Source organism: Kitasatospora sp. NPDC093679 (genome assembly GCF_040683455.1).
Classification (GTDB): domain Bacteria; phylum Actinomycetota; class Actinomycetes; order Streptomycetales; family Streptomycetaceae; genus Kitasatospora; species Kitasatospora arboriphila.
Genome location: NZ_JBFBDW010000027.1, coordinates 53467 through 78538, shown reverse-complemented (window position 1 = coordinate 78538; position 25072 = coordinate 53467). Strand labels below are relative to the sequence as shown.

Below are 25072 nucleotides of genomic sequence, written 5' to 3'. Positions count from 1 at the left end.
CGGGCACAGGCGTTCGTCAGGCGGCGAGTTGGGGGTAGAGGGCGGCGAGGTCGCCGGCGAGGCCGGCCTTGACCCGGCGGGAGAGGTCGTCGGCGAGCACCTCGGGGGCGTCGGACTCGATGCCGTCCAGGGCGCGGTGGGCCACGTCGGCCGGGTCCGCCTTGGGGGCGGTGATGCCGGAGGTCAGGTCGGTGTCGACGTAACCGACGTGCAGGCCGGTCACGTTGATGCCGCGCGGCTTCAACTCCAGGCGCAGCGAGTTGGTCTGCGACCAGAGGGCCGCCTTGGAGGCGCTGTACGAGCCGGCCAGGCCGATCCAGGACAGCACCGAGTGGACGTTGAGGAGGTGGCCGCCGCCGTTGCGTTCGATCACCGGGACGAAGGCGCGGGCGGTGAGCAGCGGGCCGTAGAAGTTGGTCTCGAACTCGCGGCGGACGTCCTCCACCGGCGAGTCCAGGAAGGACGCGTTGACCGCGGCGCCGGCGTTGTTGATCAGCACGGTGATGTCCTGGGCGCGGGCGGCGGCCGCCGCGACCGAGGCCGGGTCGGTGACCTCCAGCGCCAGCGGGACGGCCTCGGGGTGGGTGACCGTCCGCGGGTCGCGTGCGGTCGCGTAGACCTTGGCGGCGCCGCGTTCGTACAGCGCGTCCACCAGCGCCCGGCCGATGCCGCGGCTGCCGCCGGTGACGAGGACGGCTGCGCCTTTGATCGCGGTCATGGGAATCTCCCCTCAGAGGAAACCGATCGGTTTCCACCAAGGTAAACCGATCGGTTTCCACCTGCAAGCGGCTGCGTCAGTCCGCCCCGGCCGAGCGGAGCACCGCCAGCACCAGGGTCCGTGCGACCTCCGCCGTCTCCCGCACCGACACCTGCTCCCGCGGGCTGTGCGCGACCCGGACGTCCCCCGGCCCGAACTGCAGCGTCGGCACCCCGGCGGCCGCGTACAGCCGCAGGTCGCTGCCGTACGGCGCCCCCCGCTCCCGCAGCGCCGCACCGCCCACCGCGTCCGCGTGCGCCGCCCGGACGAGACCGCCCAGCGGATGCCCGGCGGGCAGCCGGCCGCTGGCGAACAGCCCGCCCGGCCAGGTCACCGACGCCGGGTGCTCCCGCAGCCACGGGTCCGCCGCGCAGGCCCGGGCCACGCACTCCTCCAGGTCCGCCATCGCCGCCGCCGGGTCCTCCCCCAGCCGCACCCCGAGCCGCCCCTCGGCGACCAGCCGGTCCGGCACGCTGCTCGCCCAGTCCCCCGCCCGGACCTTGCCCACCGAGAGCGCGTACGGGATCGGGTACTCCGCCATCAGCGGGTCCGGAGCGGTGTTGCGGGCGGCCTCCAGCCGGGCCAGCGCGGCGTGGACCGGCAGGTAGGCGTCGATCGCGCTGGCGCCCTCGTTCCGGGTGCTGGCGTGCGCGGCCCGGCCGTGCACCTCGATCCGGAAGGTCAGCGCACCGGCGTTCGCCGTCACCAGGGTGCCGCCGGTCGGCTCGGTGATCAGGCAGGCGTCGCCGGTGTACCCGCGCCGCAGGGTGCCGAACGCCCCGAGGCCGCCGTCCTCCTCGCCGACCACGAAGTGCACCGCCACCCGCCCGCGCAGTCGGGCGCCGCTCGCCCGGATCGCGGCCAGCGCGGCGAGGTGCGCCGCCAGGCCGGCCTTCATGTCGCAGGCGCCGCGGCCGTGCACCGCGTCCCCGGCCACCCGGGGCACGAACGGGTCGCCGACCCACTGGGCGGCGTCGCCCGGCGGCACCACGTCCACGTGCCCCTGCAGCACCACCGTCGGGCCGTCGTCCCCGCCGGTGCCCGCCACCAGCCCCCAGGCCTCCTCGCGCGGCGCCTCCGTGCCGGGGAAGTCCGGGTCCGCCCGCAGCGCGGGCAGGTCCATCGACCACAGGTCGGTCTCCAGGCCGAGCCCGTCGAGCAGGCCGGCCAGATGGTGCTGGATCTCCGACTCGGCGGCACTGCCGGTCACGCTGGGGATCGCGATCAGGTCGAGCAGCGTCCGGGCGACGGCCGCCTCGTCGACGGCCGCCAGCGCGGCGGCCTCCCGGGCGGTGAGGTCTGCGGTCACGGGCGGGCCTTCCGGTCGGGGCCCGCCCGGCGGCCCCAGCCCTGGCGGGCCGGTCGGAGGGCGGGCCGGTGGGTCGCCCGCCCAGCCTGTCAGAGTGCCGCGCCCGGGTCACGGGCCCGCCGGCCGCCCCGCCGGCGCCCGCTCCGCGGCCCGGGTCGGGCGGGCTCAGACCCGGGCGAGGTCGGCGGCGCCGAAGCCGACCGAGAAGCGGTGGCACCAGATCACCGCGCTGCGGACCCGCTCCAGGTCGGTGCCGGGCGGCACGGTGTAGTTCTGGTTGCCGAGGTTGCCCTTGAGCCGGTCCAGTTCGACCGCGCCCTCGCCGAGCGAGTCCAGCCGCGACTCGGCGGCGGGCAGCGCCGACAGGTACACCCGGACGTCCGGGCCGTCCGAGGTCCGCAGGTCCTCCAGCCGCAGCACCACCGTGCCGTCGGCCAGCCGCACCAACCGGGCCGTGCCGGTGGTGGGGTGCTCCCCGGCGACGAACCCGCCCCGCGCCAGGTCCACCGGGGCCGCCGGGGCGGTCGTCGCGGCGGCCGACGCGGCCGGGCTCGCGGACACGGACGCGGACGGCAGCGCCTCGTCCACCGAGGTGCTGGTGAACGCCTTCCACGGCGCGAACAGGTACAACCCGAACCCGCCGGCGAGCAGCACCAGCACGGCGAGCGGAACGGTCACCCGCCGGGCGGGCCTGCGGCGCAGCGGTGCACGGAACTTCACGGTCTCCCCCGGGGTTCGTCGGACGGCGGCAGACCTCATGGGTACCGCGCGGCCGTCGGCCCGCGCCACGTCCGCGGCCCGGCGGTAAGAACCCCGTAACCTGCCCGGTCCGCAGCCCGGTTCAGGCCGGCGGCGGGCCCTCGGCACCCTCCGACAGGTCCTTCACGAAGGTCGTCGCACTGCGCCGTACCGTCATGCCCACCCGCTCGTAGAGGCCGAGCGCGCCGGTGCCCGAATGCGTCCACAGCGTGCAGGAACGCCGGCCGGCCCGGTGGAAGGCCAGGAAGGAGTGCCGCAGCAGCAGCCGCGCGATCCCGCGGTTGCGGTGGTCGTGGGCCACCGCGACCCGCTCGACGTACCCGTCCTCGGTGTCGGGGAGGTCCAGCGCGAGGACGGCGCCGACGACCTGCCCGTCCACGAAGGCCAGCGAGGACATCCGCGCGGCGAACGTCGGCCGCTCCACGGTGTGCTGCGCCCACTCCTCGTACGCCTTGCGGCGCGGCTGCCACTCGGCGAAGGCGTCCTCGGTCAGCCGGTGCACCGCCGGCCCGTCGCCCGCACGGAACGGCCGGACGGTGACGCCCTGCGGGGCCTGCGGCAGCGCCGGCTCCCGGGGCATCTCGATCTCCATCAGCCAGGCCCGTACCAGCGGCCCGTAGCCGCGGGAGCGGACCAGGGCCACGGCCCCCGTGTCGGAGTCCGGGACGGTCTGCACGATCCGCTCGGTCCCCGTCTGCCGGGCGCGCGCCTCCGCCCAGTCCAGCAGGGCGGCGCCGAGGCCCCTGCCCCGGTGCTCCGGGTGCACGTCCACCTCCGACCGGCGGTCGACCCAGGCCCGTGCGGCCGGCCGCCCCTGCACGTCGTGCACCAGCAGCGTGTCCGCGCCCAACTCCAGGCCCGGGCGGGCCAGATCGGCCGCGATCCCGCCCGGATCGGTCTCCACCTGCCCGTACAGCTCGGTCTCGCACGCCGCCACCAGCCCGTGGATCACCGGCACGTCCTCGGCGCACGCCGGCCGCCCCCGGTACCCCGCCGGCAATCCAGGCACCACACCCGTCATCGGCCCCACACTCCCGCGCAGCAGTCTTCCGGTCCCGGCCCGGCACCGCGTCAGTCTCCGCCACCCCCGCATCCACGGCAACGGATTACCCGAAGCCCGGCACACCCCGCACCTGCCCGCCTGGGCTCCCGCCCATGCAGCGGAGTGCGGGCGGTTCGAAGCAGGCGGCGGCGGACCGGTTGGACGCGGCGATGCGGCAGGCGCTGCTGCCCGCCGATGCCAGGGCCCGGCCGGGTGCCTGGGCGGCGGGCAAGGGAGCCGACTTCGCGGGGGCGGCGGGCACCGGGGTGCACGGCGTCGACTGCGTGCCCGCGCACTGGGGCTTGTCTGACGATTCGCGTCGCATCGGCGCGCGGCGGCGGGCGCCCGACCGGGCGTGCCGCCGTATCGGCCTCGTACTGGACGTACTCGGGCGATACGGCGGTGCGTCCGGTCGGGATGCCCGGCGTCGCGCGCGCGGCGGGAATCGTCAGACAAGCCCCAGGCGGGCATCGGGCCGTGGCCGGAGGTGCTCGGGGCCAGGGGCTCGACGACCGCCCAACCGGTGAGCCGCGCGCAGGTCCGGGAGGCCGTCGGGTCGGCGCTGGACGGCGAACGGTGGGAGGAGGCGCCGGTGGTGCCGTACGTCCGGGGCCGCGGCAAGCGGCCCTGGCGCGGACCGGCCGTGCTCGCCGGGATCCTCGCGCATCCGGGAACGGGCGCGGCGCCGGCCGGGGCCGTGCAGGCGCTGACCTCCGAGGGCGCGGTCGCGGCCTACCGCAGGCTGGACGGCGCCGTCCCGGGGCTGGGGCCCGCATTCTTCACCAAGTTCCTCCATTTCGCGGGCCTCGCCCGGGCGGACGCCGTCCCGGGGCCGCTGCCGCTGATCCTCGACTCCCGGGTGGCGGCCGCCCTGCGCGCCCTGGCGGTGCCGGTCGGCCTGGCCGCCGGAGTGCCGGGGGCGGCGGCCGCCGCCCGGTGGACCTGGTCCGCCGGCGGGTGGACGCCGCACCGCTACCGCGTCTACCTGGAGTGGATGCACGCCGCCGCGCAGTTGGCCGCCACCTGCCCGGCGTGGCCGGACGACCGTCCGGACCTCCTCGAACTCGCGCTGTTCAGGGGCGTCTGACGGGCCGTCCCCCGCCCGGGCCGCGGACCGGCGTTCACACCGCGCGCGCAGCTCCTCCACCGGTGCCCGCCGATCTGCGCCCGGAGGGGGCACCGGGTGCATCCCGGAACCCGTGTGACGCTAGGTTCTTGACCGGCCGTCCGACCCGCCGGACGGCCGGTCGACCCGGGACGAAGGGACGTTGGCGTGCAGGGACAGCTGCTGGGCGAGCGCTACGAACTGCTGGAGCGGCTCGGCCCCACGGGGGCGGGCGAGCACTGGCGGGCGTACGACCGGCAGCTCGGCGTGCCGGTGGAGGTGGCCGTCCTGGCCGGGCCGGGCGCCGCGCCGGAGGAGGCCGAGCGGCTCGCGGAGACGGCCCGCGCCGCGGCCGACCGACCCGGGCACCCGCACCTGGTGACGGTGCTGGACGCGGGCACCGACCCGGCGAGCGGCACGGTGTACGCCGTCCTGGAACAGGTCGCCGGCCGCAGCCTGGAGGACGCCCTCGCCGCCGACGGCCCGCCCGGCACCGCCCGCGCCGCCGAGTGGACCCGCCAGATCTGCGCCGGCCTGGCCGCCTCGCACGCGGCGGGCGCGGTGCACCGGGACCTCCGGCCGGCCCGCCTGCTGCTCACCGCGGACGGCACGGTCAAGCTGCCGGGCCTGGTGGCCGACGCCCCGGCGGCCGGGCAGCCGGGCGGCGGTCCCGCGGGCGCGCTGGCCGGTGTGCCGTGGATGTCCCCCGAGCTGGTGCGCGGCGCGGAGCAGGTCGACGCGCGCAGCGACCTCTACGCGGTGGGCTGCCTGCTGTACCAACTGCTCACCGGAACGACGCCGTTCGGGCACCGCGAGCCGACCGTGCAGTTCGGCGCGCACCTGCGGGAGGCCCCGGCGCCGCCGAGCGCCCGCCGGCCGGGTGTCCCGGCCGGGCTCGACGACCTGGTGCTGGCGCTGCTGGCCAAGGATCCGGACGAGCGCCCGGTGGACGCCGACGAGGTGCTCGACCGGCTCGACGCGCTGGCGCCGGAGGTCGCGGCCGCGGGCGGCGGCCCTGCGGACGCCGCCGCCCCCCGGTCCCACGCGCCCGCCGCGCCCGTCGCGGGCTTCCCGGCCGCGGCCTCGTTCTCCGCCGCCCCGCCGCCGCCCTCACCGGCGGTACCCGAGTTCGAACCCTGGGAGGACGAGCACCGGACCTCCTGGTGGCAGGGCTCCGCGGGCCGCCGGGCCGGGCTGGTGGCGGGCAGTGCCGCGCTGGCCCTGGCGCTGGTCTCGGGGATCACCTGGGCGGTGAGCGCGCAGGGCGGGGCGCAGGACGGCGGGCCCAAGGCGGCCGGTACGTCGAGCGCGGCCCAGCCGGCCGACGGCGGCGCCGGTACCACCGGGGAGTCTCCCGCGGAGGACGCCACCGGCGCGGTCGCGTCGGCGGGGGCGCCGTCCGGTTCGGCCGCGGCGACGGCCTCCGCGGCGGGCACGAGCGGCGCCCCCGGCACCCCGGCCGGTGCCACGCCCGGCGCGGGCGGCACCGCGGGCGGCGGCGGGCAGTCCGGCGGCGGACAGCCCGGTACGACGACCGCCCCGGGCACCGCACCCACCACCCCGGGCACCCCGACCACCGCCGGGCCGACCACGGTGCCGCCGTCCCCGGCGTCCTCGGCCGGCACCTACGGCTGCAGCGGCGGCCTGGTCGGCAGCTACCCGGTGACCACGGCCTCGGGCGTGGTGTTCGGCTACTTCTACATCTGGTTCGACTCGGCGAGCGGCAAGAACTGCGCCGCCACGATCAAGACGGTCAACAGCGGCTACGGCACGGCCTCGGCGGTGAGCGCGAGCATCAGCCGGTGCTCCCAGACGACGCCGGCGGCGAGCTGCAGCAAGGTCGCCGGCACCACCGCCACGGACCAGGGCAGCTTCGCCAAGTTCGCCGGTCCGGTGCGGGTGGCCGCGGTGAAGACCTGCATCAACGGCTCCGGCAGCATCACCTGGGCCGGGCAGACCGCCACCACCCGCTCGCTCGGCAACCGCGCCGTGCACTGCGGCTGAGACCGCCCGGCGCCGGGACACCGACCGCCGTCAGTGCAGCACCAGGCTGCCGGTGCGGACGGCCCGGCGCAGCGCGAGGCCGAGGGTGAGGTACGCGGCGACGCCCCAGAGCAGGGCGACGCCCGCCTCGGCGAGCAGCGGCCCGAAGGAGAACGGGGCGCCCTCGGCGAGGCGGCGCATCAGCGCGAGCCCGTGCGTGATCGGCAGGACGGCCGCCAGCCGGGCGGGCAGGCCGTCCTGCGGCACGGGTGTGGTGATGCCGCAGAGCAGCAGGTAGCCGATGGTCGTTCCGGCGGTGAGGTACATCCGGGACTCGGGGTGGCGCAGCGAGATCCCGGAGAGCGTCAGCGCCAGGCAGTAACTGCTGAGGGAGACCAGCAGGTTGACGGCGACGACGGCGGGCAGGGCGGGCAGGTGCAGCGGCACCGGCAGCAGCAGCGGCACGACGGCGAGGGCGACGGACGAGGTGAGCATGCCGTCCAGCACCCAGTGCAGGCCGCGGGAGGCCAGCACCAGGAAGGGGTTCGCCCGGGTGACGAGCAGGAACTCCAGCGTGCCGGAGCGCCGTTCGCCGACGGTCGAGGAGACCACGCCGAGCGCGGCGAGCGGCCCGAGGGCGGCGGCGTTGCCGAAGGCGATCTCACCGGTGGCCTGCGCGGAGCCCAGCAGGGTGCCGAGGGTCGCGAAGAACAGCACCTGGCAGAGCAGCCGGACGAGCCAACCGCCCGCCCAGGAACGCCAGGTGAACATGGACCGGTAGTCCTGGTGACTGCTGATCAGCCCGTGCCCGAACTGCCGCAGCGCGGTCGACAGGGCGACGGTGGTACTGCGGCGCTCAGGCATGGAGGGCCACCTCTCCGGAGCGGACGGACGCCAGGACCCTGCGCAGCACGAGCAGTCCGAGCAGCAGGTGCACGGCCACGAGGACGGCGAGCAGGGCGACCCGCGGGCCGGCGTCCTGCGCGGTGCCGGCCGCGGCGTCGCGCAGCAGCTGGGCTCCGTGGGCGAGGAAGAAGCACCGGGCGACGGCCCGGACCGGCCCCGGCAGCACGCCGATCGGCACGATCAGCCCGGCCAGCAGGTAGAACGGGTAGGTCAGCGCGTTCTGCAGGGCCCGGGCCCCGCGGACGAGGATCATCACACCGCTGATCAGCAGGGCCGTCGCGGCCACCCCGAGCGCGGTCAGCACGGCCACCAGCAGGCAGAGCCCGGGCTCGGCGATCCGGACGGGCAGGCCGAACCCGAACCGTCCGATCAGCAGCACCTCGGCGAGCACGGGGAGCCCGAGCGCGGTGGTGGTGCCGACCCGGACGGCCAGCGCCGCGAGGTAGCGGCCGGGGGTGAGCAGCGAGGGCTCCAGGGTGCCCTCGCGGCGGTCGGTGTCGACCGTCTCGGCCGCGACGAAGACGGCGTGCGACCACAGGCTCATCAGGAAGGCCGTCAGGGCGACGGTGGTGGCCGCCGACTCCCGGTGGTGGTGCACGAGCGCGGAGAAGAACACCAGGGAGTACAGCGGGATGACGGCGAGCGTGGCGAGCAGGTCCGGCGAGCGGGCGATCAGGACGGCCTGCATCCGGGCGGCGGCGATCAAACGACGAACTCCCGGTCCTCGATGACGGATCGGTACACCTCGGTGAGGCCCGGCGCGGCGACCGAGATCTCCTCGGCGCGGGCCTCGACGAGCACGGCGAGGACCCGGGTGAGCGCCTCGGCGCCGTCCGGGCGGACGGTGACCGCGCCGCCCGGCCCGAGCTCCACCTCGGTGCCGGGCAGCCCCGCGAGCGCCTCGGCGGCGCGCGGCGGGACGCCGGTGGCGGTGACGGTGCGCCGGGCGGAGACCTCGGCGAGCAGGGTGTCGGCCGCACCCTGCCGGAGGATCGTGCCGTGGTCGATCAGCGCGAGGTGGGAGCAGAGCGCCTGCGCCTCGTGCATGTCGTGCGTGGTGAGCAGGACGGTCGTCCCGGCGTCCCGCAGTTCGCGGACGAGGGTGCGGAAGCCGGCCGCCGAGTGCGGGTCCATGCCGTTGGTCGGCTCGTCCATGACCAGCACCTCGGGGTCGCCGAGCAGCGCCCGGGCGAGGTGGACGCGCTGCACCATCCCGCGGGAGAAGGTCTCCACCCGGTCGCCGGCGCGGGCGGCCAGCCCGAGCCGTTCCAGGAGTTCGCCGGTGCGCCGCTCGGCGGCGCGCGCGTCCAGTCCCTGCAGCGCCGCCCAGTACGACAGGTTCTGACGAGCCGTCAGCCTGCCGTAGAGGCCGCGGTCGCCGCCGAGCACCAGGCCGATCCGGCGGCGCACCTCACGGGGCCGGCGGACGACGTCGTGGCCGGCCACCCGGGCCGTGCCGGAGGTCGGCAGCAGCAGGGTGGTGAGGATCCGCGACAGGGTGGTCTTGCCGGCCCCGTTGGGCCCGAGCAGCCCGAGCACCTGGCCGCGCTCGACGGTGAGGGTGACCCCTTCGAGGGCGGTGACCCGGCGTCCGCGCCGGGCCGTGAACGTCCGGCCGAGCCGGTCGGTCTCCACGACGGCCACGGTTCACCGCTCCCCGGTGCCGGCCGCGGCCGGCCAGGGGTCGAGCCGGTCGAGTTCGTCGAGCGCCCGGGCGTGACGGGCGGGGTCGACGAGTTCGCCCGTCACCATCAGGAAGTCCGCGACCGGGGTCCGCGAGATCAGGCCGCCGTCGAAGCGGTGGTGCACGGCGGCGCGGGGGACGCCGTCGCGCAGCGCGGTCAACTGCAGGCCGTGGATGGTGCGGCCGGCGGCGAGCCGGTCCTCGGCTCCCCCGGCGGACTCCGGGAGGTCCGCGGGTGCCGGAAGGGCGGCCCGGCGGTGCCGTTCGGCCGCGGCGGGCCCGCGCAGGGCATCGGTCAGCGCCGCCGGGACGGTCTCCCCGAGGCCGGGCCGTCCGGCGGTGAGCTCGCAGAGTTCGAGCAGCTCCGGAGCCAGGCAGTGGGCTGCCGCGGTGTCCGCGAGCGGGCCCGCGGCGGGCGCGAGCGGCGAGCCGAGGACGACCGCGAGGTCGATGGAGTCCCGGACGGTGAACGGGCGCTGGAACCGTTCCTCGGCGAGCGCGAGCAGGTCGGCGTGCACCTGGTCGGCGGGCAGTGCGGCCCGGACCGGAACGATGCCGGGCTCGCCGGCGAAGGCGAAGGTGGCCACCTCCACCTCGGCCTCGTGGTCCAGCAACGGGTCCTCGCCGTACCACCACAGGCCGACGAAGCGGTGGTCGACGGTGTCCTGGCGGAGTTCGGTGTAGACGGCGCCCTCGAAGGACTGCCGGCCGCCGAGCAGGGCGACGGCCTGCCAGAGCGCCGCCTCGTCGGGGACGACCAGGTCGAGGTCGCCCGGCGGCCGGAGCAGCCCGTCCGGGTAGTACCGGGCCAGCGACGGGCCCTTCATCACCCGCAGGCCCTCCACCGTGCCGACGAGCGCGACGAGTTCGCGGTAGTGCGCGGCGCGGCGGAGCATCCGGTCGAGTTCGCCGCGCGAACCGGTGCCCATCGGGACGCCCTCGCGCGCCGCGAGCGAGAGGACGAGCGGGGCGAGCACACCGCGGACCTGCCGGGAGGCGGCGAGCAGCGGCCGGACCCCGTCCCCGGGGTCGGTGCCGAGCAGCTCGTGGAGCAACGACAGCGTGAGCGGGAAGTCGGACTGCGGGTCTGCGGACATGACGTCTCCAAGGGGCGGTCGGCAGGGGGACCACTCAGGGGCGCGGGGAACTGCGCAGTCCGGGGCGGTCGTACTGACAATCAGGGCCGGCCCCTGGTCCGTACGGTGGCCCGCATCCGAATTGCGCAGTCCCCCCGCCCCTGGGCCCGCCTCTAAGGGCGGTCGGCGCGGCGGTAGCCGTAGGACTCCTGCCAGCCGTGGCGGCGCAGGGCGGACACCACGGCGGCGCCGGGGTCGGGGGGCAGGCCGGGGCCGGTGCGGTGGTGGCAGACGTGGCCGACCAGCGGCAGTCCGCACCGGGCGGCCTCGGCGGCGGCGACGGCCACCAGGGCGGGCTGGGCGGCCGGGATGTGCGCGGGGTCCTCGATCAGGATGTCCACCAGGTCGACGAACGGGGTGCCGCCGGCGTCGTCGTAGGCGTCGGTGACGGCGGTGGCGTGGCCGATCGGGCGGTCGTGGCCGTCGGCCCAGGCCAGCCAGGTCCGCCGGGCGGGTGCGTGCAGGATCTCCTCGACCGCCTCGCGGACGGCCTCCTCGGCGACCTCCGTCCCGAGGTCGGCCTGGGCTCCGGAGACCGCGGTCGCCAGCCAGCCGCGGACGAGGTCCCGGTGCCGCCCGTCGTCCTCGGTGATCCGTACGGCGGGGGCGGCGGCCCGGCCCGCGGTCGCGGCGGCGTCCGGGGTGAGGTGGAGGTAGCTGATCAGCGGCTGCAGCCGCGGGTCGGCGGGCGTGCCGGCGGGGGTGCGCAGCACGGCGGCGGTGCAGTCGGGGTGGCGGGCGAACAGCTGGGCGAGCAGGCGGCCGGGGTCGGCGAGCAGGGCCGGGTCGGCGTGTTCGACCAGGCACTGCGTCTCACCGGTGAGCGGGTCGGTGTACGGTCCGGCGACCACCGGCAGGCCGTCGAAGCGGTGCAGCAGTCCGGCGTCCTCCGCGGCCGCCAGGTAGGCGGGGCCGACGGCGAACGGGTCCCGGCCGGGCGCGGTCGGGTCGGCGGCGGTCGGGCCGGCGGCGGTGTTCACGCCGCCTCCGGGCGGACGACGACGACCAGCCCGTCGGCCAGCTCCCGTGCGGCGGCGGCGACCTGGGCCCCGGTCACCCCGCGCAGGGCGGCGATCTCCTCGTCCGGGTCGAGGTCCGTCCCGGTGAGGGCGCGGCGCTCGGCGAGGGTGACGGCGCGGTCCAGCGGGGACTCGGCGGTGAGCACCGTCTCCACCACGGCCTGGTGGACGGCGGCCTCGACGGCCTCCTGTCCGGCCCGGCCGTCCGCGGTCTGCGCGAGGACCTCGCGGAAGGCGTCGAGCACCTTCGGGGCGTTCCCGGGTTCGGCGCCGGCGAGCATCCGCCAGGCCCCGGTGTCGCGGTAGCTGCGCGACCAGGAGCGGAAGGAGTAGGCGAGGCCGTCCTCGTTGCGCAGCCGCGCGTACAGCAGGGAGGCCGGGCTGGCGCCCAGCAGGTGGGCGAGGACGGTGTGGGCGTGCCGGCGGGGGTCGGTGGCGTGCGGGGCGCGGCCGCCGGCGAGCAGCCAGCAGAAGTCGTCGGGCCAGGCGTCGACCCCGCCGGGGCGGACCGGTCCGGGGCGGCCGGGTCCGTCCGGGCCGGCCGGGGCGACGGCGGGCAGCTCGCGCAGGCCGCCAGCCTCCAGCGCGGCGGCGATCCGGCCTGCGGGCAGGCCGCCGACCACGGCGACGGCGAGCGGCGCGGTGGCGAGCGCGGCGCGGTGCGCGGCGCGGAGGTCCTCGGTGCCGATCCGCTCGACCGTCTCGGGGCGGCCGCCGACCGGCGAGGCGAGCGGGTGGCCCTCGAACAGCCGCGCCAGGAAGGCGTCCTGGACGGTGTCGGCAGGGTCGGCCGCGGCGGCGGCCAGTTCCTGGAGGACGACCCGGCGCTCGGCGTCGAGGGCGGCCCCGGTGAGTTCGGGGCGCAGCAGGGCCCGGCAGACCAGTTCGGCGACGCGCTCGGCGTCCTGGTCGAGCACCTGGGCGTGGATCACCAGGGAGTCCGGACCGGTCGCGGCGTTGCAGGTGCCGCCGAGGCGTTCGATGTGCTCGCACAGCGGGACGCCGTCCGCGAGCGGGACGGACATCACCAGGTGTTCGAGGAGGTGCGCGGTGCCGGCGGCGGCCGCGGGGTCGTGCCGGGCGCCGTGACCGAGGGCGACGGCGAGGCTGGTGGTGCGCAGGTGCGGCTGGTGCTCGACCAGGACGGGGACGCCGCCGGTCCAGGGGGTTTCGATCACGGTGCATCCCGTCGTGGGCGTGGGGCGCCGCGCACCGCGGCGCCGCCGGTGGCGGTGCGGGCCGGGGTGCCCGGGCGGCTGTGCGCCCGGGTCACCCCGGCCGGCGACGGCATTACTTGCCGGCGCGGACGTTGACCTTGTCCAGACGCGGACGCAGGCCGACCTTGTGGTTGCGAACCATGGTGTTTTCCTCCTCTCCCACACGGGACGTTTGTCGGGACATCCGGGGGATCTCCCGTTCCGCCGCGCTTTCCTGCGGCGGCGAGAGAACATAACCATGACCATCACTCAGGAGTCAATAAACTCAGTCAAGGCGATGGCTGCGGCCCGCCCTACCAGGGCGTGATGACACCCTCGAGGATGGAGTCCTTCACGGCCGCCAGCTGCTCGAAACATTCCTGAGCTGTGGTTTCGTCGACCTCGACCGACGCCTCGACAGCCTCGGCCGGCCCGGATCCCTGCACTTCCCCTGCCATGACTCTCCTTGCGCATGCCCTCGCGATCACCGGAGGGCGCCGTCGGCACACCCGGTCGGGCGCGCCTCGCCACCGATACTGACAGAACAACATGACTGTGATAGTCAATTTGCCTGTGACTGTGTCAATATCAACGGGGGCGACCGCCCCGGGGCTCGTCCTCGGCCACGCCGGGGCCGCCGGGCCGGCCCGCGCGCACGCGGCCGCGCTCGGCCGGCCCTTCCGGCCGACCGCCTCCCGGCAGGAGCTCGTCGAGGCCGTCGCGGCCGCCGCCGGCGCTCCGGCCTTCGTGCTGGCGCCCGAGGCCGAGCTCGACCTCGGCCTCACCGGCGAGCTCGCCGAGACCGCGCGCGGCCACGCCGTCCGGCTCGGCGTCCTGCCGCTGCCGCCCGACCCCGCGGCCGCCGCCCGTCTGCTCGACCGGTCCGCCCGGGCCGCCGTAGCCGGGCCGCGCCACCCCCACCGCACCCTGCACTACTGCGACTTCCGCAGCGAGGCCGTTCCCGGCCCGCGGCACTCCTACGGTTCCGCGGACTCGGACGCGTTCGTCGCCCGGCTCGCCGAGGGCGCCGAGGCCGTCGTCCTGCACGGTCACGGCAACGGCGCGGACTTCCGGGTCGGCCGGCACGTGCTCTGCCTGCAGGTCGACCCGCTCCGCCCGGCACCCGGCCGCCCCGGCGAGCAGTACCTGCCCTGCCAGGGCGGCGGCCCCTGCCGGCTGGAGCACAAGACCGGCTTCCGTGCCTTCCACGGCGCCGGGGCCGTCCGCACCCGGCTGCTGGTGCTGCTCTCCTGCTCCGCCTGGCAGCCCGCCGGCGGACTGCTGGGCCCGCGCTTCCAGCTGGCCCGGCGGCTGCTGGACGGCCCGCACGTGGCCGGCTTCGTCGCCTCCACCCGGATCAACCACGGCACCCCGCAACTGGGCGCCGCCGTCGAGCGGCTGCTCGACACCGGCGCCCCGCTCGGCGAGGTCGCGCTGCGGATCAACCTGCTCGCCGGGGAGGGGCTCGCCTCCTACCTCTGCGTCGGCGACCCGGAGCTCCGCATCCCGGCCGACGCCGGACCCGGCAGCGCGGAGGCACCCGCGGCCGGCTCCCGCGCCCCGGCCCGCCGCGCGGCCCGCCCGGCCCCGGCCGGCGCCGCCGCCGCCGTGCCGGTGCCGGTACCGGACGAGCCGCGCGCCGCCCGGCGGCTGGTGCAGTCCCGGATCGTCCGCAGCGCCGTGGCCGCCGGCGACCGCCCGGACGCCGACCTCGCCCTCGCCGACCGCCTCGCCGCCGCCGCGCTCCGCCCGGCCCCGGACGGCGAACTCGACCGCCTGCTCTGCGCGTTCCTCGGTGCCACGCTCGCCCGCCGCGGCCCCGACGTGCACGACTACCTCAGCGGCTCGGTCGGCTACAGCCCCGAGGAGCGCACCGGTCTGCTGCACCACTGCGGCCACCGCCTGCTGCGGCTGCGCATCGTGCCGCGCGACCTGCCCGCCGGCGCCCTCGCCCTGTACGTCTGCGAGCGCTGCGGCTCCGCCCACACCCTGCCGCCCGGCGGCGAACCGCCCCGCGCCGCGCTCGGCCCGACCACGCTCACCCTGCACCTCGCCCGGCCGCTCGCCGCCGGAGGCCGGTACACCGCGGCCCGGCAGCCGATCGGCGGCCACCCCGAGGCCGCCCTGCCGGTCGCCGAACTCGCCCCCGGCGCCCGGGAGATCACCGTGCCGCTACCGCGGGACGGCGCCCCCGGGCTGCGCCGGATCGCCGTCGCGCTGGTCGCCGACGGCGAGTTCTCCGTCCACCAACTCCCGCTCACCGACGACCGATCCACCCGCACGACACCACGAAAGGCAGGCCGGCCGTGCTGGACGCCCTGACGACCCGCTGGGACAAGGACCACCGAGACGGCACCCACCGCTCCCGGGCCCCCGCCGACACCCTGGCCGACTACGGCGGACGGATGGCCCGGATGGGCATCACCCGGCTGGCCAACATGACCGGCCTGGACTGGCTGGGCATCCCGGTCTACAACGCGATCCGTCCCAACTCCCGTTCGCTGTCCGTCTCCCAGGGCAAGGGGGCGACGCACGACGCCGCCCGGGTGTCCGCACTGATGGAGTCGATCGAGTACTGGCACGCCGAGTTCTTCGAAGGTGCGCTGCGGCACGAGTCGTACCGCGAACTCGCCCGCCGACAGCCCGTCCTGGACGTCTCGCGGCTGCCGCTGCGCGGCGGCCTCGACACCGTCGGCGAGGGCTCCCGGGAGACCCCGGCCCGCGCCGAACTCCGCACCGACCTGCCGATGCTGTGGACGGAGGGCTTCGACCTGCTCGCCGGGTCGCCGCTCTGGCTGCCGTACGACAACGTCCGGCTGAACAAGGTGGGCATCGACTACGCGGCGACCACCTTCCGGGTCAGCTCCAACGGCCTGGCCTCCGGGAACAACCTGGTCGAGGCCGTCATCCACGGCATCTGCGAACTCGTCGAGCGCGACGCGCTGACCATGTGGTGGCAGGGCGTCCGCACGGCCGCCGACGTCGCACGGACCAAGCTCGACCTCGGCACCGTCACCGACCCGGTCTGCCGCGGGGTGCTGGACGCCTTCGAGGAGGGCGGCATCGAGGTCGCCGTCTGGGACGTCACCTGCGACACCGGCATCCCCACCTACCAGTGCTGCGTGGTGGAGCGCGCCGACCGGGTCGCCTGGCGGTCCTTCGGCGCCTGCTGGGGCTACGGCACCCACACCTCCCCCGAGGTCGCCCTCTCCCGCGCGCTCACCGAGGCCGCGCAGAGCCGTATCACCGTCATCGCGGCCAGCCGGGACGAGAACTTCCGCACCATGTACAAGGCGCAGAACGACGCACGGACCCTGGCCCGCACCCGTGAGGTGTTCTTCGCCGCCCCCGGCACCCTGCCCTTCGACACCGGCCGCGGCATCGACCACCCCACCCTCAACGAGGACCTGCGCGCCGTGCTGGAGCGGCTCTCCGCGGCCGGCATCGGGAACGTCGTCGCCGTCGACCTCACCAAACCGGAGATCGGCATCCCCACCGCCAAGGTCGTCGTGCCCGACCTCGAGTTCTACTCCCTGTTCATCGGCTACACGCCGGGCCGCCGGGCCCGGCGGCGGCTGCTCGGAGCCCAGGAGGCCACCCGGTGACCGTCCACGTCTTCCTCGGCCCCAGCCTGCCCGTGGAGCAGGCCCGCGCCGTCCTCGACGCGCAGTACCACCCGCCGGTCAGCTGCGGCGACGTCACCGAGCTGGTGCTCGACCGGGAGCCGCCGAAGGCGATCGTCCTGGTGGACGGCCTCTTCGAGCAGGTGCCGACGGTCTGGCACAAGGAGATCCTCTTCGCCCTGGAGCGCGGCGTGCGGGTCTTCGGCGCCGCCAGCATGGGCGCGCTGCGCGCCGCCGAACTCGCCGCCTTCGGGATGGAGGGCGTCGGCGGGATCTACGAGCGGTTCGCCTCCGGCGAGTACCAGGACGACGACGAGGTCACCATCGTGCACGCCCCTGCGGAGGACGGGTACGTGCCGCTCTCCGAGGCGATGGCCAACCTCCGCGCCGGGCTGGCGGCCGCGCTCGCCGCGGGCGCGGTCACCGCCGCCACCCACGACCTGCTGGTGGGCGCCGCCAAGCGGCGCTTCTACCCGGACCGCTCCTGGGGCCGGCTGTACGCCGACGCGAAGGCCCTCGGCGTCGCGGAGGAGGAGACGGCGGCGCTGCGCGCGTACGTCCGGGAGCACCGGCCGGACGCCAAGCGCGCGGACGCCCTCGCCGTGCTGCGGCACGTCGCCGGGCTGATCGACGCCGGTCTGGAGCCGCCGGTCGTCGACTTCGCGCTGGAACCCACCTACTACTGGGAGAAGCTGCTCACGGTCGTCCGGCAGCAGCGCGCCGAACGCGAGCTGCACGAGCGGCTCGGCGCCGGGCCCGCGGAGGTCTACCGGCACCTCGCGGAGCACCGGCCCGCCGTGCTGCGGGCCGCGCTCTGCGACGTGCTCGCCGGGCAGGAGTCCGCCCGGCTCGGCCTGCTCCTCCCCGAGGAGCGGACCGCCCACCACCGGACGGTGCTGGACGGCACCGCCGTGCCGGAGGCCCTGCGCGACGGCCTCGCCGTCCGCGAGGCCACCGCGGAGGCGCTGACCGGCCGGCTGCGCGCCTCGCTCGCCGGGCCGGTGCTCGCCCGGCTGGAGCGGGACGGCCTGGCCGGGCCGGTGGCCGCCGCACTCGCCGCCCCGGACTCCCCGGACACCGCGGCCGGCGCCCCGGCCCGGGGCGTACCGCTGCCCGCGGGCCGCCGCGAGTGACCCGGCCCGGCAACGGGACCGCCCCCGGCACCGTGCAGGTGCCGGGGGCGGTGTGCGTGCGGTGTGCGTACCGCGGGCGGGATCAGCCGCGGCGGGCGGCGGCGACCAGGCCGGCCACATGGCCGACCGCGTCCGCCACCGGCACCTGCACGGTCTCGCCGGAGGCCCGGTCGACGACCTCGACCACGCCCTCCTTCAGACCGCGCGGACCGACGGTGATCCGGTACGGGATGCCGACCAGCTCGCAGTCGGCGAACTTCACGCCCGGGCGCTCGTCCCGGTCGTCGAGGAGGGTGTCCACGCCGGCCTCGCGCAGGTCCCCGTAGAGGCCCTCGACGACCTTGGTGGTGTCCTCGTCCGCCTTGCCGATCGGCACGATCACGACCTCGAACGGGGCGACCGACACCGGCCAGACGATGCCCTTCTCGTCGTGGTGCGCCTCGACCACCGCGGCGATCGCGCGCTCGACGCCGATGCCGTAGCTGCCCATGATCGGCTTGACCCGCTCGCCGTCCGGGCCGAGCACGGTGATGTCCAGCGCGTCGGTGTACTTGTAGCCGAGCTTGAAGATGTGGCCGACCTCGACGGTGCGCACCACCTGCAGCGGCTCGCCGCAGGTCGCGCAGGGCTCGCCGGCCGAGATCTCGCGGAAGTCCGCCCAGCCGGTGGCGGTGATGTCCCGGGCGACGTCGACGCCGCTCAGGTGGACGCCGTCCCGGTTGGCGCCGGTGGTCATCGAGCGGCGGCCGCGCAGCGCCTCGTCCACCCAGACCGCCGGGCCCTCGACGCCGACGGCGCCCAGGCTGCCCGGGGCGGCGCCGAGCGCCTCCTTGATCTCCTCGGGGGTCGCCGGACGCACGGCGCGCGCCGCGGTGGCGTCCAGGAGCTTCTGCTCGACCAGGGCGTGGTCGCCGCGCATCAGCACCAGGGTGAGGGCGCCGTCCAGCACGTAGACCAGGGTCTTGATCTGGCGGTCGGCGGGCACGCCGTGCTTGGAGGCCAGCTCCTCGATGGTGCGGGCCTCCGGGGTGTCGAAGGGCTCGGGGGCGGCGGGGCCCTCCGGGTCCTCGACGGCCGGCAGGGCGGCCGCGGCCTTCTCCATGTTGGCGGCGTAGCGGCAGGCGGTGCAGTGCACGACCAGGTCCTCGCCGGCCTCGGTCGGCGACATGAACTCGACCGAGGCGGAGCCGCCCATGGCACCGCTGGAGGCCTGCACCGGGATCGCGGGCACGCCGAGGCGGGCGAAGATCCGGGTGTACGCCTCGTGGTGCAGGTCGAAGGAGCGGTCCAGCCCGGCCTGGTCGAGGTCGAAGCTGTACGAGTCCTTCATGGTGAACTCGCGCACCCGCAGCAGGCCCGACTTCGGCCGCGGCTCGTCGCGGAACTTGGTCTGGAACTGGTACCACATCTGCGGCAGCTGCCGGTACGAGGCGAGCTCGTCGGCGAGGGTGGTGAAGATCTCCTCGTGCGTCATGCCGAGGGCGATGTCGGCGCCCTTGCGGTCCTTGACGCGGAACATCTCGTCGCCCATGACCTCCCAGCGGCCGGACTTCTGCCAGATCTCCGCCGGGTGCATCGCCGGGAGCAGCCACTCCTGCGAGCCGATGCGGTCCATCTCCTCGCGCACGATCCCGACGACCTTCGACCGCACCCGGACGGCCAGCGGCAGCAGCGAGTAGTGGCCGGCCATCAGCTGGCGGACGAACCCGGCACGGACCAGCAGCCGGTGGCTCGCCGCGTCGGCGTCGGCCGGGTCCTCGCGCAGCGTCGGGGTGTACATCTGGGACCAGCGCATATCTGTCTGTCTTTCCTGTCTGGGTGTCAGAACTGTCCGGTGGAGGGCGCCGTGGCACCCGGGCCGGTCTCCGTCCTCCGCCCCGGCGGTGCGCGGGGCCGGACTCGGACGCCCGCCGGCCGGCTGCCGCGGCACCGGTGCGGCCGAGGTGAACGCTACTGGATCCGGCAGGCGGGGTGGGCGCGGACGGCCGGGAGGCACCCGCCCGGTCAGGCGCCGTGCAGGCCGTCGAGGGCGTGCCGCAGGGTCTCCCGCAGCAGTGCCAGCTCGTTGCCGACCGCGATCAGGTCGAAGCCCTCGGCGGCGTACTGCCGGGCCTGCTCCGGCCCGCCGGCGAAGATCCCGGCGAGCCGGCCGTGCCGGCGGGCCGCGGCGAGGACGGCCGCCCGGGCCCGGTCCATCGCCGGGCCGGTCACCACGCCGGGCTGTCCGAGCGAGCAGGCCAGGTCGCCGGTGCCGACGAAGAGGCCGTCGACGCCCGGCACCGCCGCGATGGCGTCGGCCGCGGCCACCGCCTCGGGCGACTCGACCTGCACCAGGCAGGTGGTGCGCTTCGCCGCGTCCGCCAGGTAGCCGGGCAGGTCGTGGAACCAGCCGGAGGCGCGCGCCGGGTTGACGCCGCGGGTGCCGAACGGCGGGTAGCGGCAGGCGTCGGCCGCGGCCCGCGCCTCCTCGACGGTGTCGACCTTGGGCACCATGACGCCGGCCGCGCCGAGGTCCAGCGCGTGCTCGATGTGGTGCCGGTGCAGGTACGGGACGCGGACGAGCGGGGCGCAGGAGGAGCCGGTCAGCGCCTGCAGCATCGGCAGCAGGTCGCCCTTGGACATCGGCGAGGCCTCCAGGTCGAGCACCGCGAAGTCCAGCGGGAGGGTGCCGCAGAGCTCGGCCACCATGCTGCTGCCGCTGAGCAGGAAGAGGCCGAGCGAGGGCCCGTCCGGGCCGGTGCGGCGGGCGAGCGGCGGCCAGCCGTCGAAGAGCGGATGGCGGCGGGTCTCGGGTGCGGTCACGGCAGGGTCCTTTGGGTCGGCGGGTCGGTCGGTCGGGTCTCCGGGCGCCCCGCCAGGGCGCACAGCTCCGCCCAGAGCGCGGCGGGCACGGTGAGGGCGTCCGGGGTGCCGGCGGGCCCGGCCGGGGCGCGGCCGGGCAGCCGGGCGGCGGGCCGGCCGGGAGCGGTGGGGACGGCCCGCAGGTGCGCCTCCAACCGGGCCGCCTCCCGGCCGACGGCCGCCGCGGAGCGGCCCAGCGCGTCCACCGGGAAGGCCGCGAACAGCCCTCCGTTGCCCGCGCCGCGGGGCCGGGCGGCGTGGCCGGCCCCGGCGACCGCCCCGGCCAGCACCTCGACCAGGGCGGCCAGCGCGTGGCCCTTGTGCTCGGCGGCGCCGCCGAGCGGGCGCAGCGCGGCCAGCGGCGGCTCGGTGTAGAGCAGCGCGGGGTCGGTGACGGGTCGGCCGTCCGGCCCGGTCAGCAGGTCCGGCGGGACGGGCCGGCCGGCCAGCAGGGCCGAGCGGACGGCGCCCTCGGCGGCGGCGCTGGTGCTCATGTCGACCACCAGCGGCGGACCGGGCGGGGCGGGGCAGGCGAGCAGGACGGGGTTGGTCGCCCACACCCCGGCGGTGCCGCCGGCCGGGGCGACCCGGGCGCCGGCGCCGCGGAAGTTGACGAAGCCGAGCAGGACGAGCCCGCGCTCGGCGACCTTCCGGCCGAGCGGGGCGAGCCGGCCGAGGTGCCCGGCGCCGCGCAGCCCGACCACGACCGGGCCGAGGTCGGCGGCGCGGGAGAGCTCGGCCACCAGACGGCGGCGGACCTCGGCGCCGGGGGCGTCGGCGCCGAGCAGCAGCGAGGTGGTCGGGCCGGTGCGGCGGACCCGGGGCCGGGCGGCCGGGGCGAGCCGTCCGGCCGCCGCCTCCGCCAGGTACTCGGGCACCCGCAGCAGGCCGTGCGAGGGCCGCCCGGCGAGTTCGGCGGCGACCAGGTCGTCCGCGGTCGCGGCGGCCGTCCGGGCCGGGAAGCCCGCCCCGGCGAGGGCCGCCCGGCAGACCGCGGCGGCCTCCGCGGCGGTCACCCGGCGGGTGGGTGCGGGGGCCGCGGGCGCGGGGCGGTGCACGGCGGGCACCGATCGAACGGGCACCGCCGGTGCGACCGCCCGGGGGGCCAGGTCGGCGGCCTCCCGAGCGGCGATGGTGTCGACCACGCCGTCGAGCGTCAGGTGGTCGGTGTCGACCAGCCGCACCCCGGGGACGCCCGGCACCTCGGCGTCGAGGTGGCCCCAGGCGAGCCGGCCGTCGGCCTCCTGCATCTTGTGGTCGCCGCGGATGCGGGCGGCGAGCTGCCCGGGGCCGGCCCGCAGGCCGTAGAAGACCCACTCCAGGTCCGGGTCGGCGAGCAGGTCGGCGAAGCGGTCGAGGGTGCGTCCGGGCAGCATGACGCCGCTGACCACGACGACCTCGGCGCCCCACTCCCGGTAGGAGGCGAGCAGGGCGCGCAGGTTGCGGTCGATCAGCGCGTACTGGCGCTCGTCGGCCCGCCAGGGGTAGACGTCGGCGGCGGTGTCGGTGTCGATCAGCGCGGCGGGGCCGCGGTAGCGGCGGACCAGCCGGCGGCCGACCTCGGTCTTGCCGGCGCCGGGGGCTCCGGTGACCACGACGACCCGCAGCGGGGGCGGGCCGCCGGGGCGGGGCGGGGCGGTCACGTCCGCGGCGAGATGTAGGCGACGGAGGTGGTGGGCCGCCCGGTGACGGCGCAGGGCGCGGCCTCCGAGGCCTCGCGGAAGCCGAGCACCTCGCCGAGTCCCCAGCCGGCGACCTCCAGCACGGTCTCCCGGGTGTCGGCGAGCGGGGCGACGGCGACGCCGCGCTCCGCGAGCACCTCGCGGGCGGTGTCGGCCCGGTCGACCGGCCGGCACTGGCGGCGGGCGAAGCCGCGGGCCCGCCGCAGGTAGCCGGCGCCGACCTCGGCGACGGCGGCGGGCAGCAGGGCGGCCAGCGAGCCGAGGTCGTCGGGCAGCAGCACGGCCTCCTCGCGGGTGTCGCAGCGCACCACGACGGCCCGGATCCGGTCGCCGGGGCGCCGCCGCGGCTGCAGGTAGACCCGGAGCGGCACGCCCTGGCGGCGCCAGCGGCGGTGGTGCCGGCCGGCGGCCGTGCGGCCCTCGCCGGCGCGCAGTTCGCAGCGCAGGCCGCGGGCGGTGAGCAGGTCGACCAGCCGGCCGGCCTCGGCCTGCTGCTCGGCGTCGTCGGTGGTGAGGGTGAGCGCCACGTGCACGGGGGCGAGGTCGGGGTGGACGAGCAGGCCGCCCTCGGAGTCCATGCCGAGCATCAGGTGGGTCAGCACCAGGCGGCGGGTGAGCGCGCCGGTGACGTGGTGGGTGTGCCGGCGTTCGGCGCCCTCGCGGAAGCCGACGTCGTACAGCTCGGAGAAGCGGCTGCCCTGGCCGTAGAGGCAGCCGGTCTGCAGGGTGCCGCCGTGCGGCAGCGGCACGTCGCCGCCGATGGTGGTCTCGGAGACGGCGGTGTTGTTCGTCCACGGCGGCCGCCGGGACCACAGCACCGGGACGTGCATCTCGGTGCAGAGCCGGTCCGCCATGGCGACGGCGTCGGCGAGGCCCTCGCGGGCCTGCTCGGCGTCGGCGTAGCAGGCCTGGAACTCGTAGATGTCGGGGGCCTCGATCGCCCGGAAGACGCTGCGTCCGGAGCGGGCCGGGCGGAAGTAGCGGGCCCGGCGGTAGGTGCGCAGCGGCAGGTCGTGGCGGGAGCGGACGATCCGCGCCCAGTGGGTGTAGACGGCGCCCTCGCCGGTCGGGGTGAGCACCATGCGGCGCCGGTCGGCGGCCCAGTCGCCGTCGTCCCCGGCGTACAGCAGGGAGCCCTCCAGCGGCATGATCCGCCGGGTGGGTTCGAGCACCGAGTCGGGGACGAGCATCGGGTAGTCGTACTGCTCGTAGCCATGCCGTTCGTAGGTGCGCATGGCGATCTCGTCGAAGCGGCGGATCAGCCGCATGCCGTGCGGCAGGGTGACGGTGGCGCCGGGCAGTTCGATCGGGTCCTGGTCGAGGACGTCGGCCTCGCGCAGCCAGCGGGCGAACCGGCCGAGGTCGAAGCCGCCGTCCTGGAGCGGGGTGTCGACCAGCGCCTGCACGGCCCTGCCGTCGTGCGGCGGGTGCCAGGGCAGCGCGGGCGCCGGGACGGGCGGTGGTTCGGGCAGCACCTCGCCGTGGTGCGGCAGCAGCGGGGCGGTGTCAGGCCGTGGCGGTCGCACGGGCACCCCCGCCCGTGCTCGCGGCGCCGAGTTCGGAGACGCACAGGCGGAACTTGCCGGTGGAGGACTCCGGCATGCGGGTCAGGCTGTCGAACTCGACGGTGAACGGGTAGCCGGTGTGGTGCCGGATGCGCTCGGTGAGTTCGGTGGCGGTGCCCTTGCGCAGGCCCTCCGGCGTGTAGACCTTGATCTGCAGGCGGTCCGGCTCGCTCTGCACCACCTGGAACCAGTGCACCTCGGGGAAGCGCATGAACAGGTACGAGAACAGGTAGGCGTCGATGTGGTCGCCGGACGGGGTGACGATGAGGTCCTGGAGGCGGCCGGCGACCGGGGTCATGCACGGGTAGGGCAGCGCGGAGGTGTGCGGCAGCGGCGCCGCGAGGTCGCTGGTCTCGTAGCGGATCAGCGGCATGGAGCGGTTGTTGAGGGTGGTGAGGACGAGCCGGCCGGTCTGCCCCTCCTCGCAGGGGTCGCCGTTCTCGTCGAGGAACTCGACGAAGACGTTCTCGGACTGGATCAGCATCGGCCCGCCGCCGGGCTGTTCGTGCGACACGATGTTGGTCTCCCGCATCCCGTACTTGTCGTAGACGTCGCAGTCGAGCACCCGGCCGATGGTCTCCCGCAGGGCGGGCGGCAGCGGTTCGGAGGTGCCCTGGACGGCGCGCAGACCGGGGATCCGGACCTGGCGGCGCTCGGCCTCTTTGGCGATCAGGTGCATGGCGTTGGAGTAGGTGCTGACCAGGGCGGGCCGGAAGCGGACCAGCCGGTCGAGCACGGAGTCGATCAGCTGCGGGGACAGCCGGAAGGTGTTGAACTCCCGCCGGTTGGTGAGCAGGTTCTCGGCCCGGTCGGTGAGCTGCTTGAACGACCAGTAGATCTCCGAGCCCCACAGCAGGACGAACGGGTCGCCCAACTGCCAGCCGCTGCACCACTCGTAGGTGCGCAGCTGGTGGGCGCGCATCCACAGCCGGAAGTCCGCGTCCTGCTGGAACTGGGCGCGGCGGCCGGTGGAGCCGGAGGAGAAGTTGGTCTGCAGGGTGGCCCGGTCGGCCTCCGAGGAGAGCAGGGCGTCCTGCTCGCGGAGCAGCACGTCGCGGCTGAGCACCGGGAGCTTGCGCAGGTCGGCCGGGGACTCCAGGTCCCGCAGTCCGCGCTCGTCCATGATCCGCCGGTAGTACGGGACGGTCCGGTAGGCGTGCCGGACGGTGGCGCGGAGCTTGTCGAACTGCAGCTCGGCGATCTCGGCCGGGGTGCGCTCCTGGTTGGCGCGGAGCCACTCCAGGCGCTCGCGGACGGAGCCGCGGCCGCGCAGGCGCTGCTCCTGCCAGTAGAGCGGGCCGGCTATTCCTCGGGGAAGATGCATGGCTGACG

General features: G+C 76.4%; 21 protein-coding genes. 5 read left to right on the top strand and 16 right to left on the bottom strand.

What is annotated here, in order from left to right; all coding sequences use genetic code 11:
- Positions 1-16: 16 nt before the first annotated feature.
- The 4 genes from AB0O09_RS22430 to AB0O09_RS22415 form a co-directional block, all read right to left on the bottom strand.
- Positions 17-718, bottom strand: coding sequence for an SDR family oxidoreductase (locus tag AB0O09_RS22430; protein ID WP_363543755.1), 702 nt, complete (start codon positions 716-718; stop codon positions 17-19).
- A gap of 76 nt (positions 719-794) precedes the next feature.
- Positions 795-2066 carry an ArgE/DapE family deacylase gene (locus tag AB0O09_RS22425; protein WP_363543753.1) on the bottom strand — a complete coding sequence of 424 codons (1272 nt, stop codon included), beginning with the start codon at positions 2064-2066 and terminating at the stop codon, positions 795-797.
- 165 nt (positions 2067-2231) lie between these two features.
- Complete coding sequence (locus AB0O09_RS22420; protein WP_363543752.1) at positions 2232-2786, bottom strand: DM13 domain-containing protein; 555 nt, start codon at positions 2784-2786, stop codon at positions 2232-2234.
- A gap of 121 nt (positions 2787-2907) precedes the next feature.
- Entirely contained in the window at positions 2908-3777 is an 870-nt protein-coding gene (locus tag AB0O09_RS22415; protein WP_363543751.1) for a GNAT family N-acetyltransferase, read from the bottom strand.
- Between the two features lie 445 nt (positions 3778-4222).
- On the opposite strand from AB0O09_RS22415, the gene AB0O09_RS22410 reads away from it, so the two are divergent.
- Together AB0O09_RS22410 and AB0O09_RS22405 are read left to right on the top strand one after the other, a co-directional pair.
- The gene (locus AB0O09_RS22410) at positions 4223-4954 is read left to right on the top strand and encodes a hypothetical protein (RefSeq protein ID WP_363543749.1); all 732 of its coding nucleotides are present in this window, start codon (positions 4223-4225) and stop codon (positions 4952-4954) included.
- Between the two features lie 186 nt (positions 4955-5140).
- A complete protein-coding gene (locus tag AB0O09_RS22405) occupies positions 5141-6976 on the top strand; it encodes a serine/threonine-protein kinase (protein WP_363543747.1) in 1836 nt (611 codons plus the stop codon).
- A 30-nt stretch (positions 6977-7006) separates the two neighbouring features.
- On the opposite strand, the gene AB0O09_RS22400 is transcribed toward AB0O09_RS22405, so the two are convergent.
- The 7 genes from AB0O09_RS22400 to AB0O09_RS22370 form a co-directional block, all read right to left on the bottom strand.
- Entirely contained in the window at positions 7007-7819 is an 813-nt protein-coding gene (locus AB0O09_RS22400) for an ABC transporter permease (protein WP_363543746.1), read from the bottom strand.
- Positions 7812-8567, bottom strand: coding sequence for an ABC transporter permease (locus AB0O09_RS22395; protein WP_363543745.1), 756 nt, complete (start codon positions 8565-8567; stop codon positions 7812-7814). Before AB0O09_RS22395 ends, AB0O09_RS22400 begins: the two co-directional genes overlap by 8 nt.
- Entirely contained in the window at positions 8564-9505 is a 942-nt protein-coding gene (locus tag AB0O09_RS22390) for an ABC transporter ATP-binding protein (protein WP_363543743.1), read from the bottom strand. Before AB0O09_RS22390 ends, AB0O09_RS22395 begins: the two co-directional genes overlap by 4 nt.
- Before the next feature lie 3 nt (positions 9506-9508).
- A complete protein-coding gene (locus AB0O09_RS22385) occupies positions 9509-10642 on the bottom strand; it encodes a hypothetical protein (protein ID WP_363543741.1) in 1134 nt (377 codons plus the stop codon).
- 152 nt (positions 10643-10794) lie between these two features.
- Positions 10795-11661, bottom strand: coding sequence for a hypothetical protein (locus AB0O09_RS22380; protein ID WP_363543739.1), 867 nt, complete (start codon positions 11659-11661; stop codon positions 10795-10797).
- Entirely contained in the window at positions 11658-12878 is a 1221-nt protein-coding gene (locus AB0O09_RS22375; protein ID WP_363543738.1) for a pitrilysin family protein, read from the bottom strand. Before AB0O09_RS22375 ends, AB0O09_RS22380 begins: the two co-directional genes overlap by 4 nt.
- Before the next feature lie 332 nt (positions 12879-13210).
- Positions 13211-13354, bottom strand: a complete 144-nt coding sequence (locus AB0O09_RS22370; RefSeq protein WP_363543736.1) for a hypothetical protein — start codon at positions 13352-13354, stop codon at positions 13211-13213.
- 121 nt (positions 13355-13475) lie between these two features.
- Between AB0O09_RS22370 and AB0O09_RS22365 the strand changes: the two genes are divergently transcribed.
- From AB0O09_RS22365 to AB0O09_RS22355, 3 genes are read left to right on the top strand one after another with little or no spacing between them, the layout of a single operon-like run.
- On the top strand, positions 13476-15218 hold the full coding sequence (locus AB0O09_RS22365; RefSeq protein WP_363543735.1) for a hypothetical protein: 1743 nt from the start codon (positions 13476-13478) through the stop codon (positions 15216-15218).
- On the top strand, positions 15203-16501 hold the full coding sequence (locus AB0O09_RS22360; protein ID WP_363543734.1) for a YcaO-like family protein: 1299 nt from the start codon (positions 15203-15205) through the stop codon (positions 16499-16501). The genes AB0O09_RS22365 and AB0O09_RS22360 overlap by 16 nt, the downstream gene beginning before the upstream one ends.
- Positions 16498-17652, top strand: a complete 1155-nt coding sequence (locus AB0O09_RS22355) for a TfuA-like protein (RefSeq protein ID WP_363543733.1) — start codon at positions 16498-16500, stop codon at positions 17650-17652. The genes AB0O09_RS22360 and AB0O09_RS22355 overlap by 4 nt, the downstream gene beginning before the upstream one ends.
- Before the next feature lie 82 nt (positions 17653-17734).
- On the opposite strand, the gene AB0O09_RS22350 is transcribed toward AB0O09_RS22355, so the two are convergent.
- The 5 genes from AB0O09_RS22350 to AB0O09_RS22330 all read right to left on the bottom strand — a co-directional run bounded on the left by AB0O09_RS22350 (position 17735) and on the right by AB0O09_RS22330 (position 25064).
- Positions 17735-19447 (bottom strand): proline--tRNA ligase, encoded by a 1713-nt coding sequence (locus AB0O09_RS22350; RefSeq protein WP_363543732.1) that lies wholly within the window; start codon positions 19445-19447, stop codon positions 17735-17737.
- A gap of 209 nt (positions 19448-19656) precedes the next feature.
- Complete coding sequence (locus AB0O09_RS22345; protein ID WP_363543730.1) at positions 19657-20454, bottom strand: aldolase/citrate lyase family protein; 798 nt, start codon at positions 20452-20454, stop codon at positions 19657-19659.
- Positions 20451-22136, bottom strand: a complete 1686-nt coding sequence (locus AB0O09_RS22340; protein ID WP_363543728.1) for an Ldh family oxidoreductase — start codon at positions 22134-22136, stop codon at positions 20451-20453. The genes AB0O09_RS22345 and AB0O09_RS22340 overlap by 4 nt, the downstream gene beginning before the upstream one ends.
- Positions 22133-23701 carry a hypothetical protein gene (locus tag AB0O09_RS22335; RefSeq protein ID WP_363543727.1) on the bottom strand — a complete coding sequence of 523 codons (1569 nt, stop codon included), beginning with the start codon at positions 23699-23701 and terminating at the stop codon, positions 22133-22135. Before AB0O09_RS22335 ends, AB0O09_RS22340 begins: the two co-directional genes overlap by 4 nt.
- Positions 23682-25064, bottom strand: coding sequence for an AMP-binding protein (locus AB0O09_RS22330; protein WP_363543725.1), 1383 nt, complete (start codon positions 25062-25064; stop codon positions 23682-23684). The genes AB0O09_RS22335 and AB0O09_RS22330 overlap by 20 nt, the downstream gene beginning before the upstream one ends.
- Between the last annotated feature and the right edge of the window lie 8 nt (positions 25065-25072).